The sequence below is a fragment of the Bradyrhizobium sp. CCBAU 53415 genome (genome assembly GCF_028128735.1).
GTDB lineage: Bacteria > Pseudomonadota > Alphaproteobacteria > Rhizobiales > Xanthobacteraceae > Bradyrhizobium.
On record NZ_LBJF01000024.1, the window covers coordinates 547,760 to 562,846 of the forward strand.

The 15,087-nt window shown below is 65.4% G+C and carries 14 protein-coding genes; 5 read left to right on the forward strand and 9 right to left on the reverse strand.

The annotated features are described in order from the left end of the window. Positions 1 to 46: 46 nt before the first annotated feature. Positions 47 to 976, reverse strand: a complete 930-nt coding sequence (gene phnD / locus XH87_RS20885; RefSeq protein WP_271588686.1) for a phosphonate ABC transporter substrate-binding protein — start codon at positions 974 to 976, stop codon at positions 47 to 49. A 56-nt stretch (positions 977 to 1,032) separates the two neighbouring features. Beyond that, positions 1,033 to 1,842: a phosphonate ABC transporter ATP-binding protein gene (gene phnC, locus XH87_RS20890; RefSeq protein ID WP_271588687.1), complete on the reverse strand. Its 810-nt coding sequence runs from the start codon at positions 1,840 to 1,842 to the stop codon at positions 1,033 to 1,035. Between the two features lie 173 nt (positions 1,843 to 2,015). Here phnC and XH87_RS20895 point away from each other — a divergent pair, with 173 nt between their 5' ends. Genes XH87_RS20895 through XH87_RS20905 form a run of 3 tightly spaced genes read left to right on the forward strand, consistent with a single transcriptional unit; the run spans position 2,016 to position 4,594 of the window. Continuing rightward, the gene (locus XH87_RS20895) at positions 2,016 to 2,687 is read left to right on the forward strand and encodes a transferase hexapeptide repeat family protein (RefSeq protein ID WP_199763323.1); all 672 of its coding nucleotides are present in this window, start codon (positions 2,016 to 2,018) and stop codon (positions 2,685 to 2,687) included. Beyond that, positions 2,684 to 3,877, forward strand: coding sequence for an alpha-D-ribose 1-methylphosphonate 5-triphosphate diphosphatase (locus tag XH87_RS20900; protein WP_271588688.1), 1,194 nt, complete (start codon positions 2,684 to 2,686; stop codon positions 3,875 to 3,877). The genes XH87_RS20895 and XH87_RS20900 overlap by 4 nt, the downstream gene beginning before the upstream one ends. 18 nt (positions 3,878 to 3,895) lie before the next feature. After that, positions 3,896 to 4,594 (forward strand): DUF1045 domain-containing protein, encoded by a 699-nt coding sequence (locus XH87_RS20905; RefSeq protein WP_271588689.1) that lies wholly within the window; start codon positions 3,896 to 3,898, stop codon positions 4,592 to 4,594. Between the two features lie 3 nt (positions 4,595 to 4,597). Here XH87_RS20905 and XH87_RS20910 read toward each other — a convergent pair whose 3' ends face one another. The 7 genes from XH87_RS20910 to XH87_RS20940 all read right to left on the reverse strand — a co-directional run bounded on the left by XH87_RS20910 (position 4,598) and on the right by XH87_RS20940 (position 12,152). Continuing rightward, on the reverse strand, positions 4,598 to 5,191 hold the full coding sequence (locus XH87_RS20910) for a hypothetical protein (protein ID WP_271588711.1): 594 nt from the start codon (positions 5,189 to 5,191) through the stop codon (positions 4,598 to 4,600). Positions 5,192 to 5,274: 83 nt separating this feature from the next. Further along, positions 5,275 to 6,675, reverse strand: a complete 1,401-nt coding sequence (locus XH87_RS20915; protein ID WP_271588690.1) for a selenium-binding protein SBP56-related protein — start codon at positions 6,673 to 6,675, stop codon at positions 5,275 to 5,277. A gap of 283 nt (positions 6,676 to 6,958) precedes the next feature. Continuing rightward, complete coding sequence (locus XH87_RS20920; RefSeq protein ID WP_271588691.1) at positions 6,959 to 7,900, reverse strand: dihydrodipicolinate synthase family protein; 942 nt, start codon at positions 7,898 to 7,900, stop codon at positions 6,959 to 6,961. A gap of 127 nt (positions 7,901 to 8,027) precedes the next feature. Beyond that, entirely contained in the window at positions 8,028 to 10,109 is a 2,082-nt protein-coding gene (locus XH87_RS20925; protein ID WP_271588692.1) for a methyl-accepting chemotaxis protein, read from the reverse strand. Positions 10,110 to 10,231: 122 nt separating this feature from the next. Continuing rightward, positions 10,232 to 11,002 carry an enoyl-CoA hydratase gene (locus tag XH87_RS20930; protein ID WP_271588693.1) on the reverse strand — a complete coding sequence of 257 codons (771 nt, stop codon included), beginning with the start codon at positions 11,000 to 11,002 and terminating at the stop codon, positions 10,232 to 10,234. Next, positions 10,999 to 11,448 carry a MarR family winged helix-turn-helix transcriptional regulator gene (locus XH87_RS20935; RefSeq protein ID WP_158669277.1) on the reverse strand — a complete coding sequence of 150 codons (450 nt, stop codon included), beginning with the start codon at positions 11,446 to 11,448 and terminating at the stop codon, positions 10,999 to 11,001. Before XH87_RS20935 ends, XH87_RS20930 begins: the two co-directional genes overlap by 4 nt. A gap of 44 nt (positions 11,449 to 11,492) precedes the next feature. Continuing rightward, complete coding sequence (locus tag XH87_RS20940; RefSeq protein ID WP_271588694.1) at positions 11,493 to 12,152, reverse strand: TetR/AcrR family transcriptional regulator; 660 nt, start codon at positions 12,150 to 12,152, stop codon at positions 11,493 to 11,495. Between the two features lie 91 nt (positions 12,153 to 12,243). Here XH87_RS20940 and XH87_RS20945 point away from each other — a divergent pair, with 91 nt between their 5' ends. Then, the gene (locus XH87_RS20945) at positions 12,244 to 13,491 is read left to right on the forward strand and encodes an HlyD family secretion protein (RefSeq protein ID WP_271588695.1); all 1,248 of its coding nucleotides are present in this window, start codon (positions 12,244 to 12,246) and stop codon (positions 13,489 to 13,491) included. Beyond that, a complete protein-coding gene (locus tag XH87_RS20950) occupies positions 13,439 to 15,052 on the forward strand; it encodes a DHA2 family efflux MFS transporter permease subunit (protein ID WP_271588696.1) in 1,614 nt (537 codons plus the stop codon). Before XH87_RS20945 ends, XH87_RS20950 begins: the two co-directional genes overlap by 53 nt. Positions 15,053 to 15,087 lie beyond the last annotated feature (35 nt).

The following is a 15,087-nucleotide window of genomic DNA, read 5'->3' on the forward strand; positions in this document are numbered from 1 at the left end:
GAGCCGGGTCCATCGACCCCGCTCCAGTGGCGTCGTCCCGATTCGGTCAGGACGCCTTCTTGCGGAGATGATCGACGAACTTAATCAGCTCGATCGTCTTGTTGTAGTCTTCGTTCGTGATCGGCGCCCACGGCTTGTTCTTGCCGTCGGAGAGCTTCTTGAACGCCTCGGGGTCCTTCTGCGCCGCATCGAGGAAGGCCTTCTTGATCGCGGCCTTCATGTCGTCGGGCAGGTTGCTGAGATAGGCATAGGGCGAGTTGATGATGAGGTCGGACTTCACGATGATGCGGAAATCCTCCTTCTTCATCACGGTGCCGTCGGCGGCCTTGACCATGCCCTTGTTGAGCATGCGGGTCAGGTTGGAATCGTCGTCGGCGTTCCACCAGTTGGCAGCGACGTCGACGGTGCCCTGGGCCAGCGCGAGGACGGCGTTTTCGTGGCTGCCGGTGAAGACGACCTTGGAGAAATAGGCGTCGGGATCGATGCCCATCTGGTTCATCTTGAAGCGCGGCATGTTGTTGCCCGAGGTCGAGTTCGGATCGACCAGGCCGAGATTCTTGCCCTTGAGGTCCTCGAGCTTCTGGTACGGCGATTTCGCCAGCACGTAGAACACCGAATAATAGCCCTTCGAGCCGTCGGAGTTGACGTCGATGACGAAGGCGTCGGTCTTCACGCCGGTGAGACGCGCGCGGGAAAACGAGGCCGGTCCGTAATAGCCGATGTGGATGTTGCCGGCGCGCTGGCCCTCGATCACGGCGGCGTAGTCGTTGGCGACCCGCAACGTCACCTTCACGCCGAGCTCTTTCGACAGATAGTTGACGAACGGCCCGAAGCGCTCCGTGACGCCGCTGCCATTCTCCGCCGGAATCACCGCGAAGGTGATCTCCGGATATTTCGCCTTCCAGTCTTCGGCGGAAGCCGGCCCGGCGAGGGTCAGCGCGGCGGCGCCGGCGAGAATCAGTCTACGGGTGATCATGAATAGCCCCTTCCTGGTTGAAGTCGGTTCGTACGCAATCAAAGACGCGCGCGGCCTCACGCCGCAGCGGCCGTTCCGAGTGCCGGGACGCCCTCGGGCGCCGGAACAGGCACGGCCCCCATGACATCGGCGGCTTCGAGATCGTAGAGCTCGCGCGCGACGTGATCGGTCAGCGCGGACGGCGCACCGTGGAAGACCACGCGGCCCGCGGCCATGCCGATCAGGCGGTCGCAATAGCTGCGGGCGAGATCGAGCGAATGCAGGTTGCAGAGCACGGTGATGCCGAAATGCTTGTTGATGCGCAGAAGCGCATCCATCACGACCTTGGTATTGCGCGGATCGAGCGAGGCGATCGGCTCGTCGGCCAAAATGATGTCGGGCTGTTGCACCAATGCGCGGGCGATCGCCACGCGCTGCTGCTGACCGCCGGAGAGCTGGTCGGCGCGCTGGGCGGCGAGCGTAGCGATGTCGAACTGCTCGAGCGCCGACATCGCCAGAGCCTTGTCCTGCTCGGGCCAGGCCTGCGTCAGCGAACGCCAGGCAGGCATCGTCGCAAGGCGCCCCATCAGGACGTTGGTGAGCACGTCGAGCCGGCCGACCAGGTTGAACTGCTGGAAGATCATCGCCGAGCGCGCGCGCCATTGGCGGAGATCCTTGCCGCGCAACGCGGTAACGTCGACGCCGTCGAACAGGATGCGCCCCCCGGTCGGCGTCACCAGGCGGTTGATGCTCCGCAGCAATGTCGACTTGCCGGCGCCGGATCGCCCGATCACACCGACGAAGCCGCCGGGGGAAACTTGAAACGAAGCGTCGTCCACCGCGGCTTTTGCGCCGAAGCGACACGTCAGACCATCCACCACCAGCATGCAGGGCTCCAGAGTAGCTGGAGCCAACCGCTAACGTCCATGCTTAACACTTGTGTGACGGCGCCGTTGCGGTGCGGCGATCCTGCACGCCTCATCCCCTGTCATCTCGGCGTCATGACATCGTCATCAAGCCACTCGAAGAGGAATGCCCGCCCTCACACCCCGGATGCATCATGGCCGCCAAAGTTCTTTCGGTTCAGCCGACCATCGACCCCTCGGCCAGACTGCACGAGACCCGGCTCGGCGCCTACACCGAGGTCGGCGCGCGCACGATCCTGCATGAAGTGGCGATGGGCGATTACTCCTATGTCGTCAACGATTCGCAGATCACCTACACCACCATCGGAAAATTCTGCTCGATCGCGGCGATGACGCGCATCAATCCCGGCAACCATCCGATGCACCGCGCGACACAGGCGCACTTCACCTACCGCTCCAGCGCCTATTTCGAGGGTGAGAGCGATGATGCCGAGTTCTTCGACTGGCGGCGCCAGCATCACGTCCATATCGGCCACGACGTCTGGATCGGCCATGGCGCGATCGTGCTGCCGGGCCGCAACATCGGCACCGGCGCGGTGATTGCCGCCGGCGCCATCGTCACCAAGGACGTGCCCGCCTACACCATCGTCGCCGGCAATCCGGCCCGTATCGTGCGGCGGCGGTTCTCGGAGGAGATCGCCGGCCGGCTCGCGAAGCTCGCATGGTGGGACTGGGATCACGACAAATTGCGCGAGGCGCTGCCCGATTTCCGCAAGCTCGGGATTGAAGATTTCCTTTCGACATACGAAGCACGGGCGAGCTCTCTCACCAATTCTCCTGCCAGCAAACGAAGCGCGGTCGCGTGACGGACATATTCCTAGAAGGCGGCCGGGCCCTGATCGGCGCCGAGCTGGTCGAAACCTCGCTTCTGGTGTCCGGAACGGACATTGCGCAGGTCGATGCTTCCCGCGGCCGTGCGCGGCTGGCGATCGATGCGCGCGACCTGCTGGTCTTGCCCGGCATCGTCGATCTGCACGGCGATGCCTTCGAACGGCAGATGATGCCGCGCGCCGGCGTCGATTTTCCGATCGACGTCGCGCTCGCCGACAGCGATCGCCAGGCGATCAGCAACGGCATCACGACGGTGTTTCACGCCACGACCTGCTCGTGGGAGCCGGGCCTGCGCAGCGCCGACAATGCGCGTGGCCTGATGGAGGCGATCGAGCGGCAGCGCCCGCAATTCGCCGCCGACACCCGCTTCCATCTGCGCCACGAGACCTACAATCTCGACGCCGAGGCCGAGATCGCCCAGTGGCTCGCCGAGGGCCGCGTCGACCTGTTCGCCTTCAACGACCACATGGACGGCACAGTGGCCGACATGGCCAAGCCGCGCAAGCGCAACCGCATGGTGGAGCGCACCGGCCTTTCGAGCGACGAATTCGACCGGCTGGTCGAGCGCGTGATCTCGCGCGCCGACGAGGTGCCCGCTTCGGTGTCGCGCCTGGCCGCTTCTGCCCGCGCGGCCGAGGTACGGATGCTCTCGCACGATGACGCAACGCCGTCGATGCGCCAGGCGTTTCGCGAGCTCGGCGCTGACATCGCGGAGTTTCCGGTCAACGAGGCGACGGCGCAAGCGGCAGCGAGCCACGGCGATGCCATCGTCTATGGCGCGCCGAACGTCGTGCGCGGCGGCAGCCACACCGGCTGGACCAGGGCATCCGACATGATCGCCAAGGGGCTCTGCTCGGTGCTGGCGTCGGACTACTATTATCCCGCCCAGCTGCTCGCCGCGTTCCGCCTCGCCGCCGATGGCGTGGTGCCGCTGGCACAGGCCTGGGATTTGGTCTCCTCCGGCCCGGCGCGCGCGACCGGTCTTGCCGATCGCGGCATGCTCGCGGAGGGACGCCGCGCCGACATTCTCCTCGTCGACGACAGCGTGAAGCTGCGGCCGCGGCTGATCGGGGTGATCTCAGGCGGCAAGCTCGTGCATCTCACCGATGCGACACGGCTGCTCGCCGCCGTGGCGGCGCCGCGCGAGGCTGTCGTCGCGGCATAAACCGGCTATGCTGAGCCAATGACAGGTTTTCCCCGCTACGCGATCTATTTTGCCGCCGGCGCCGACAGCGCCCTCTCCCGCTTCGGCGCCGAGCTGCTCGGCTATGACGCCTACACGGGCGACGAGGTGCCGTTCCCGCGCGAGGCGCTGCAAATTGCTCCGAACTGGCGCGACATCACGGCTGATCCCCGCAAATACGGCTTTCACGCCACGTTGAAAGCGCCGATGGCGCTGGCATCAGGCAGAACCGAAGCCGGGCTCGTGGCGGCCTGCGCGACATTCGCCGGCCAACCGCGGACAATTCCAGTGATCCGCCCTGTCGTCGACACCATCGGCGGCTTCATTGCCGTCATTCCGGCCGAGCCGGTCGATGCGCTTCAGCAATTTGCCGCCGATTGCGTTCGTGAATTCGATTCCTTCCGCGCCTCCCTCACGGCGCAAGACCGCGCGCGGCGGAAACCGGAAAAGCTCGATGAGCGGCAGCGCGACTATCTTGACCGCTGGGGCTACCCCTATGTGATGGAGGAATTCCGTTTCCACATGACACTGACGGGACGGCTGGACGCGGAGCGGCGCGGGCCGATCCTGGAGATGCTGCGGGGACGATTTGCGGCGCGTGGTCTCGACACGCTGGTCATCGACCGCCTCGCCCTGTTCAGGCAGGACGAGACCAGGGCGCGCTTCCGCATCGTCGGCGAATGGACTTTGGCACGGTAGACCTCAGCGCCAGCTCGCAAGATTGAAGGCGAACGCCACCGCGCCGACCAGAACAAGACTGGTCGCCCAGACTGCATCCAGATTGAACCAGCTTCGCGAAACGAACCTCAATCCCAGATAGCGGTAGACCAGCCACGCCAGACATCCGCCGGCGCCGACCATGGCGGCAACGTGCACCAGGGACACCAGCACCGCCATTCCGACACTCGCCTTCATCAACTCGCCCGCCGCCTCATGGCCGGCATCGAGCTCGAACGCCTGGCAGAGCCCGAGATAGATCGGCACGAGCATCAAGGCGGCGCCGTGAGCAATGGCGACGGCAAATGACCACAGCGCCAATTGCGTTGGCGGGATTCGTGCCAGTGCGCGGGGATGGCGCCGAGCGATCAACCGATAGACGCCGAAACCGATGACGAGAAGGCTCGCGACCAGCTGGATCGGACGCTGCCACTCCGCCAGCACGAGCAGGAACGCGAAGGGCAGCAGCACGAGAAGCGTCGCGAGGAGATGCCCGGCCGACAGGGCCCACAAGGCGCGGAGAAGCGCGCGCGGGCTCTTGTCCATAAGCCCGGCCGAAACGGCGAGCGGCCATCCCATCCCGGGATTGACGCCGTGGTAGAGACCGCTCGCAACAAGGGCGAGCCACAGCCAGCCGAGTGCCGGGCTCGCGTGTTCCCAATCTAGACCGACGGGTAGCAAAACGAGTCCGTCGAACAATCGCCGCCCTCGAGCCTGATCTGGTGCGCACGATATCCGTCGGGGAAGCTCACGAAATAGTCCTTGTCGAGCTCGATGCCGCCGTCGCGACCGACATTGGCCATGACCTCCACGCCCGGAACCCCATCGGGATAGAACTGGTCGTCCCAGGTGGAGTAGAGCGAATTGGTCCAGTACACGCGCCTGCCGTCGCGGCTGATCTCGACCATCTGCGGACCCGCCGCAAAGGCTTTGCCATTTGGATGCGGCGTGCGGCGCGCGATACCTCCGATGTGGACCGAGCCCGCGAGCTTCGGCTTGCGCGGATCACTGACGTCGTACTGGCGCATTTCACCCGTGCCCCAGCACGAGACATAGAGGAACCGGTCATCCATCGACAGGTCGATGTCGGTCACCAGCGGCGGCACGGCGCCAAATCCCTGCAGCAGCGGCGGCAGCTTCTCCTTTGGCGCGGGCTCGGGTGGGATCGTCGCCGTCTTCTCCGCATGGAATTTCCCGCCTTCTCGCCACCAGGTCCAGATCGATGCTTCGAGGTTCGTGGTGTCGACCACGACACCCACGAAGCCGTATTCGCGAACCGGATCGTGCGCCGGTCGTACCTCCAGCGCCATTTGATGATTGGCGCCGAGGTCGATGGTCTGGACGTTGCGACGTGCGCGAAGATCCCAGAAGTGGAGACGATGGCCATATTTGTTCGCAAGCAGATCCTCCGGGACGATCCCGTTCTCGAACTGTGGCGGCAATGCCCATTCGCTCGTCACCATGTAGTCTCGCGGCAGATTCCACCAGAAATCATAATGCAGCGTCTGCGGGCCGCGATCGATCTCCCATCGCCCCAGGACCTCGAAGGTCTCGCAATCCATGATGAAAACGCCGGGAGGTCCGTTGGTGCCGTCCTTGCCGCCGCCACCCAGCGTGCTCACGTAGATGCCGTCCGGCCCGCAATGGATCGTGTGCGGCCGCGAGTAGCCGGTCTTCTTGAAGACTTCCTCCGGTTCGATGATCTTGTGGATCTTGGCTTTGGTCGGATCGGGCTTGGTATCGATGATGTAGATGCGCGACGAGCGGAGCCCTGGGATGATCAGATAGCGCCGCTCGATGAAGGCGTGTCCGGCGAGCGGCGACAAGGCGGAGGAGCACGCATTCCAGCCGAAATGATGAAACTCATCGCCCTTGTTCGGCATCGTCACGGTGTGGACGATCCGGCCATAGGTCGGCGATCCCGGCTTGACGTCGATGACCGCGAGAGCATCCGGCTTTGAGAAGTCCGGACTGAGCAGCAATGTGTAGGCGAAGTTCTCCGCAGGTGCTTCCATCGCAAGCTTGGGCGATGCGTGAAAGGTGGGATCCGGCCTCATCGTCATGGCACTGCCTCCCTGTTCTGTCGGTTTGCGCCAACCTGACTCGGGATAACGGCATAGTGAAGAGGTCTTGCGCGATGTCTTGACTGCTCCGCAGAGTCTGGTTGGTCAGCGTACGATACTTGATCGCCGGGCCCGGGGAAACTGGCGGAATTGCGCCAATTCGACACTTCCAACCGAAATGGGCGGCCCCATCATTGCGTGCGAAACGATGCCGTCCGGACCTTCTCCGCGGAACCGGTCTGGACTGTGTCGTCGCGAGCGCTGCTCGCAACGATGGGGAGACCTACTTACCCCACCGCAGCGCCAGCGCGTCGCGCTCCTTTGCGAGTTCGAGCAAGCCGGCTCGCGTTGCCGGATGCAGCGGCTGGAGCGGATGCCGCACGGCCTCCGACTTGATCACGCCGCCGGCCTGCATCATGACCTTGCATGCGATCAAGCCGCATTGCCGGTTCTCGTAGTTGATCAGCGGCAGCCAGCGTTCGTAGGCGGCCTTCGCCTCCTCGCGCTTGCCCGCGAAATAGGGATCGATGATCTGGCGGATGCCGTCGGGATAGCCGCCGCCGGTCATGGCGCCGGTGGCGCCGGCGTCGAGATCGGCCAGCAGCGTGATCGCCTCCTCGCCGTCCCAGGGGCCTTCGATGTCGCTGCCGCCCGCCTCGATCAGGCTTCGCAGCTTCGCGGCGGCGAAGGGAACCTCGATCTTGAAATAGCGGATGTTGGAAAATTCGCGCGACAGCCGCGCCAGCAACTCGACCGAGAGCGGCGTGCCGGCCACCGGTGCATCCTGGATCATGACGGGAATGTCGATCGCGCCGGAGAGCACGCGAAAGAATTCGACGATGCCCTTCTCCGGGACCCGGAAGGTCGCGCCGTGATAGGGCGGCATCACCATCACCATGGCGGCGCCGGCCGCCTCGGCCTGCTTGCTGCGTGCCGCGCACACGGCCGAGCTGAAATGCGTGGTGGTGACGATCACGGGAACCCGGCCGGCCACATGATCCAGCGCCACATGCATCACCGTCTCGCGCTCGGCGTCGGTGAGCACGAATTGCTCGGAGAAATTGGCGAGGATGCAGAGGCCATTCGAGCCGGCGTCGATCATGAAATCGATGCAGCGGCGCTGGCCCTCGAGGTCGAGCTCGCCGCGCTCGTCGAAGATGGTGGGCACGACCGGGAACACACCGCGATAGGGGCGCTGGGCCTTGTGTTGTGGCGTGACTGGCATCGAACTCTCCATCCCTGATGTCTTGCGTCCGTCGCCGCATATGTGATGCGGCGCCACAGATGTACCCGCCGCGCACGCGGGCGGCAATGCCGAACGCACGACGTCAGGATGGAGGAATGAGGCGAAGCTATGCGGTCTTCACCGCTCCCAGGAAGCCCTCGACCGCGACGCGGAGACGATCGGCGTCGGCGGACATCTTCTTGACGGACTCCGACAGCACCGTGCCGGCGTTGCCGGTCTCCTGGTTCAGCCTCGCGACGCTGCCGATGGTGTCGGTGACCTCGCGGGTGCCTTGGGCTGCCTGCTGGAAGTTGCGCGAGATCTCGGTGGTCGCCGCGCGCTGCTGCTCGACCGCGGCGGCAATCGCCGTCATCTTCTCGTCGATGCCACTGATTGCGCCGCCGATCGAGCGGATCGCGGCAACCGCCTGGCCGGTGGCGCCCTGGATTTCCTCGACCTGGCGCGAGATCTCTTCCGTCGCTGTCGCTGTCTGGGAAGCGAGGCTCTTGACCTCGCCCGCGACCACGGCGAAGCCGCGGCCGGCCTCGCCCGCGCGCGCAGCTTCAATGGTGGCGTTCAGCGCCAGAAGGTTGGTCTGGCCGGCGATCGCATTGATCATCTTCACGACCTCGCCGATGCGGCTCGCAGTCTGGTCGAGGATCTCGACCGTCGCGTTGGTCTGCTCGGCCTGCATCACGGCCTCGCGGGCCTCGCGGGCGCTCGACTGCACCTGCGCGGAGATCTCGCCGACGGATGCGGAGAGCTCTTCCGTCGCGGCCGCGATGGTTTCGAGATTGTTGGTGGCCTGCTCTGCGGCGGAGGAGACCGCGGCAGTCTGGCTGCTCGATTCCGAGACCAGCGAGCGCACGCCGGTCGCGGTGGCGTCGAGCTCCCGCGTCGAGGCAACGACACTCTGGATGACCGCCTGCACCGTATCGTCGAAACCGCGGCAGGCGGCATCGACGGTGCCGGAGCGAGCGAGCTGAAGCGCCTGTTGCGATTCGCGTTCCTGGCCCAGCCGTTCCGCGGTCGCCGCGCTCTCGCGCAAGCTTTCGAGCGCAGCGGCCATGGTGCCGAACTCGTCGGGATGCCGGGATTGCGGAACCGGCGTCGCATAGTCGCGCGCGCTGATGCGCGCGATGGCGTCGAGGATGGCGCGCACCGGACGCATGAGGCGGTTGCGCACCACGAACACGCCGGCCAGGGTCACGGCCAAAGCGAGCAGGAACGCCAGTGACTGCACGATGAGGTTGGTGAGGGCCTTCGCCTGAACCATCGCCGCCCGCGCGATCGACTGGTCGAGAGCCTTGTTCGCGACCGCGACGATGGACGCGAACGGCGACTGGCACAGCGCGTTCCATTCCGAAGCGGGCATCGCCGGACGTCCGCTGCCGTCGAAATTCCTGGTGAGCTCGCCGATCCGCTTGAGAACGCCGTCGGTCCTGGTCCGCGCCTCCTTCGCCGTGTTGACCAGGTCCGCCGTCACGTCGGGCGCAGCCAGCAGCTCCTCCAGGCCGGTCCAGCCGGCCGCGACGATGCCGTTCCAGCCAGCCACGGTCTGCTTCTGGGTCTCGTCGAGCGGCTTGCTGGCGTTGACGTTCGGCCGCAGCGTCGAGCACTGGATACCGTAGCGATCACGCACCTGCCAGGCGAGGCGGCGGGCCTGGATCATGCGGGCGATGAAGGGATCGTTCATCCAGGCGCGGTTCGACACCGCGGTGGACGCGAGATTCGCGGTCTCGATGACCTTGGTGACGGCATCGTACCAGGGTGCGGTACGCTCCACCCTGCGCTCCGCACGCGGCAGCTTCGCCTCGTCGTGGAACAGCTGGAACTTCGGCGCGGCCTCGCTCCAGCGCTGCTTCAACGCATTTGCGAGCTCGTCGCGCCGGGCGAATTCGACGGTGGAGAGCGCGGCGACGATGGCGTCGAAGCCGGCCTGCTCCGCCTTCTCGGCGTCGCCGAGCTTGGCGCGCGCATCGTCCTCGCCGAGCAGCGCGCTCTGGGCATCGCCGCGATTGTTGCGCAGGGCCAGCACGCCATGGAAGATCGCCTTGTCGGCGTTCGCGAGCCGTTCGGTCTCCAGACTGTCGCTGTAGCGGCCAAAGGCGCCGACCATCTGGATTGCCGTGCTGGTGAGCGCGCCGGCCGCCAGCAGTGTCATCAGAACCAGGAGGAGCGTACTTACCGATTTCTTAAAAACTGACATGACCAAAAGACCTGCTCGTCGCGAGCGGTCATCTTGCATGGTGACCTGCCAAGGTTTGGTTAAGACTTTAATCAAATACCTGCGGTTGTGACCGCTGCGCCTCCTGGCAGGCCGCGGCCTTTTCAGGCCACTTTCGTGAAATCCGGCGGGCGGCGCTCGGCGAACGCCGTAAACGCCTCGCGCGCCTCGGCGGTGCGCAGACGCTGCGCGAACTGCTCGCCTTCGGCCTGCATCTGCGCGACCAGCGCCTCGCCATTGCGCATCAGCCGCTTGGTCGCGATCAGGGCACCGGCCGGCTGGCGGGCGAGACGCTGCGCGAGGGCGAGCGCCTCGGCATCGAGCTTGTCGAGCGGCACCATACGGTTGGCAAGGCCCCATTCCAGCGCCGACTTGGCAGGCACGGTCTCGCCCAGCGCGAACATCTCATAGGCGCGCGCGTAGCCGATGCGCGCCGGCATCAAGAGGCTGGAGGCAGCCTCCGGCACCAGCGCGAGGCTGACGAAGGGCGTCGACAGTTGCGCGTCGTCGGCGAGCACGACGAGATCGCAATGCAGCAGCATCGTGGTGCCGACGCCGACGGCGCGGCCCTGCACGGCCGCGACCAGCGGCCGGGTGCAGCGCGCGAGCGACTGGATGAAGCGCACGACGTTGCGGCTGCCTTCGGACTTGCCGGCTGCGACCGCGGCGAATTCGCCGACATCGTTGCCGGCGGTGAACATGTCGCCCTCGCCGCGGATCAGGATCACGCGGGTGGACGGATCGAACCCGGCGGATTCGATCGCATCGGCGAGCCTGCCGTACATCGCATCCGTCAGCGCGTTCTTCTTGTCGGGGCGGGCCAATGTCAGCGTGAGAATTCCGCCATTGCTCTCGATCCGGACGTGCTCGGTCATTGGTCTGCTCCTCTTGGAAACTTGCTCTGAATGCTCGTCAGCCAGCGCGCGACGACGTCGATCTCCGCAATCGTGAATCCGTCCGTCAGCGCCGCGTTGACCTCGGCCGCACCGGCTTTCACCTGCGTCAGCGCGCTCCGTCCCTTCGGCGTCAGCCAGATGCGCCAGGCGCGTCCGTCCTCGCGATCGGCCCGCCGCTCGATCAGCTTCGCAGCCTCCGTGCGATCGACGAGGCCGGAAATGCCGGCCGGCCCCATATCGAGCGCCGCACCCGCCTCGCCCATCAGGACGCCGTCCTGCCTGCCGAGGATGAACAGCAGCCCCGCCTGCGCCGGCGTCACCGTGCTCTGCGGCTGCGCCGCCATCCAGCGCTGCAGGCGGCGGTGCGCGACGCTCAGCAGATAGATCAGCCGGTGATGCTTGGTTGCGGCCTCATTATTTCGCATGCGAAGTATATAGCCGGACGGATCCGGATTGTCAAAGGGCGCCGCTAGGCCGGCGCCGCGCGACAGCCGTCGAGGAACAAGGCCGCACAGGTCTGCACCCGGCGCTCAATCTGCCTGCGTGACGGCAGAGGCAGGCCGCCATAAATCGCCGCGCGCTGCGGCGCCGATGCGACCATGCCGATCAGCATGCCGGCGGCTTCCTCGGCATCCTCGATCACGATGCGCTTGCACCTGACCTGGACGCGCAACCAGCGGGCGAGTGCCGTCACGGTGCGTGATATGCCGTTCTTGTAGAAGTTCGCGGCGAGATCGGGAAACGCGGCCGATTCCTGCAGCACCATGCGCTGCAACGCCACGACCTCCGGATCGAGCGCGAGATCGGCGCAGGCGAGCAGCGCGGCGCGGAGGCCCGTTTCGATATCGACCTCATCGCTTCCTTGCAGGTCGACGGCGGAGAGCAATCGCTCCAGCCGGTCGGCGCACATCGCCGCGAACAGCGCAGCCTTGCCCGGAAACAGCCGATAGAGCGTCCTGGTCGAGATGCCGGCGCGGCGCGCCAACTCTTCGGTGCTGGTCGCCTCATAGCCGTCGCGGGCAAAGGCGTGCCGTGCGGCGTCGAAGACGATCCGCCTGGTCTCGTCGTCGCTGCGGACCGGTGGCCGCCCGCGCGGACGAACTTCGCTGTCCGATCTTGCCTGAGCCATGCCTTTAAATGACGACTGTCATTCCATTGACGATTCCAAAGCTAGTCTCATTTTGGAAATTATCAAGTTTCCTAATTCAGGGGAGCCGGCCATGACCGTCCACACCACCCCATCCGCTGCCGCCCAGGCTGCTGTGACAGCAACCGCCCCGGAGGGCGTCCTGCCCGCCGAGCTGGCCCATGTCAGCCGCAAAAAACCCAACCTTCGCAAGCTGTTGCTGATGGCGGCCGCGGCCGTCGCGCTCGCCGGCGCCAGCTGGTACGGCCACGATTACTGGACCGTCGGCCAGTACCTCGTCTCCACCGACGACGCCTATGTGAAGGCCGACAACACCACCATCGCGCCGAAGGTCAGCGGCTATCTCAACCAAGTTCTGGTCGCTGATAACGAGCATGTGAAAGCCGGCCAGATGCTGGCCCGGATCGACGACCGCGACTTCAAGGTCGCGCTCGACCAGGCTCGCGCCGACGTCCAGGCAGCGAACGCGGCGGTCGTCAGCAAGGAGGCACAGCTCGAGGTTCAGCAAGCGGTGATCACTGCCGCCAGGGCGACCATCGATGTCGACACGGCCGCAAAGACCTTCGCGCAGCAGGAAAACAAGCGCTACACGGATCTCGCCAGGACCGGGTATGGCAGCGTGCAGAACGCGCAGCAGGCTCAGGCGCGCGACGCCGGCGCGGACGCCGCGATCGCGCGCGACAACGCCAACCTCATCTCCGCGCAGAAGCAGGTCGATCTCCTCAAGGCCGAGATCGCGCAAGCCAAGGCCGCCGCCGCCCGCGCAGCCGCGATCCAGCAGCAGGCGGAGCTCAATCTCGGCTACACCAAGATCGTCTCGCCGATCGACGGCGTCGTCGGCAATCGGTCCTTGCGCGTCGGCCAGTTCGTGCAGGCGGGTACGCAGTTGATGTCGATCGTGCCGACTGATGCCGCCTATGTCGTTGCCAATTTCAAGGAAACGCAGCTCACCCATGTGCAGGCGGGACAGGCCGTCGATATCGAGGTCGACATGTTCCCGGGCCAGGTCCTGCATGGTCACGTCGATTCCATGTCGCCGGCCAGCGGCCAGGAATTCGCGCTGCTGCCGCCCGACAACGCCACGGGCAATTTCACCAAGGTGGTGCAGCGCATCCCGGTCAAGATTGTGCTCGACGACAAGTATGGGCCTGCGATCGCGCTGCGGCCCGGCATGTCCGTGATCCCCACCATTGCAACACGTTCGACCGCGCCGGCCGCGAATGCGGCCGTGACGCCCAAAGCCAAGCTCGTCTCCGGAGGGTCATGCCATGTCAAACAGCCTCTCAATCTCGACGCAAGCAACACCGGCCGCGACGCCTGATCGCTCCGCGAGCGATCCCGACCGCGCGAGCCTCGCAACCTGGATCGCCGTGCTCGCCGCCATGATCGGCTCGTTCATGGCGATCCTGAACATCCAGATCACCAATGCCTCGCTGGCCAATATCGAGGGCGGCATCGGCACCGGCGCCGACAACGGCTCCTGGATCTCGACGTCGTATCTCATCGGCGAAATCATCGTGATCCCGCTGACCGATTATTTGAGTCGCGTGTTCACGTTCCGCCGCTACATGCTGGCGAGCGCAACGCTGTTCGCGGCGTTCTCGGTCGCCTGCGCCTTCACCCATGATCTCCCGTCGATGATCGCGATGCGCGGCCTGCAAGGCTTTGCCGGCGGCGTGCTGATCCCGATGGCCTTCACGCTGGTCCTGACCAAGCTGCCGAAACCGCAGCAGCCGATCGGGCTCGCCATCTTCGCGCTGTCAGTCACCTTTGCACCGGCAATCGGCCCGACCATCGGCGGTTATCTCACCGAGACCTATGGCTGGCGCACCATCTTCTTCGTCAACGTGATCCCGACCGCCGTGATGGTCGCCGCGCTCTATTTGACGCTGGAGCGGCAGAAGATGCAGCTTGGTCTCCTGAAGGAAGGCGACTGGGCCGGCATCGTCACGATGGCGATCGGCCTCTCGGCGCTGCAGGCCGTGCTCGAGGAAGGCAACAAGGACGACTGGTTCTCCTCCCCTTTCATCGTCAAGCTGGCGATCGTCGCGGCCGTCAGCCTGACGCTGTTCATCGCGATCGAGCTCAGAATCGAAAAGCCGCTGATCCGGCTGCGCCTGCTGACGCAGCGCAATTTCGGCTTCGGCACCGTCGCGATGACCATGGTCGGCTTTGCGCTGTTCGGTTCGGTCTACATCCTGCCCGCCTATCTCGGCCAGGCGCAGGGCTACAACTCCGAGCAGATCGGCAACGTGCTGGCCTGGACCGGCCTGCCGCAACTCGTGCTGATCCCGCTGATTCCCAGGCTGATGCAGCGCTTCGACACGCGCTACATCGCCATCACCGGCCTTCTGATCTTCGCCTATAGCTGCTTCATGAACACGGCGATGTCGCCGGACTACGCCGGTGACCAGCTCTGGATTCCGAACATCGTGCGCGCAGTCGGCCAGGCCATGGTGCTGACGCCGCTGACCTCGGTGCTGTCAGGCGGCATCGCGCCGCAGGATGCTGCCGCGGCCTCCGGCATCAGCAACATGTTCCGCAATCTCGGCGGCGCGATCGGAACGGCCACGCTCGCGACGATCATCACGAAACGCGAGCAGTTCCATTCCAACATCATCGGGCATTCAGTCACGCTCGGCCGCGAGGAGGTCCGCAGCCGCATCGCCCAGATGACGGACTATTTCATGGCCCACGGTGTCCCCGGTCCCAACGCCGCACGCGAGCAAGCCATCATCGCGCTCGGCAAGACCGTAAAACGCCAGGCCCTGGTGATGGGCTATTCCGACACCTTTGCGGTGATCGGCGCCGTGCTGGTCCTGGCCGCGATCGCAGTGCTGCTGACGCGGCGCGTGAAGGCAGCCGGCGGGCCCGCGCATTAAAGCGCGATGAGATTTGGATGAATCGTCATCGCGCT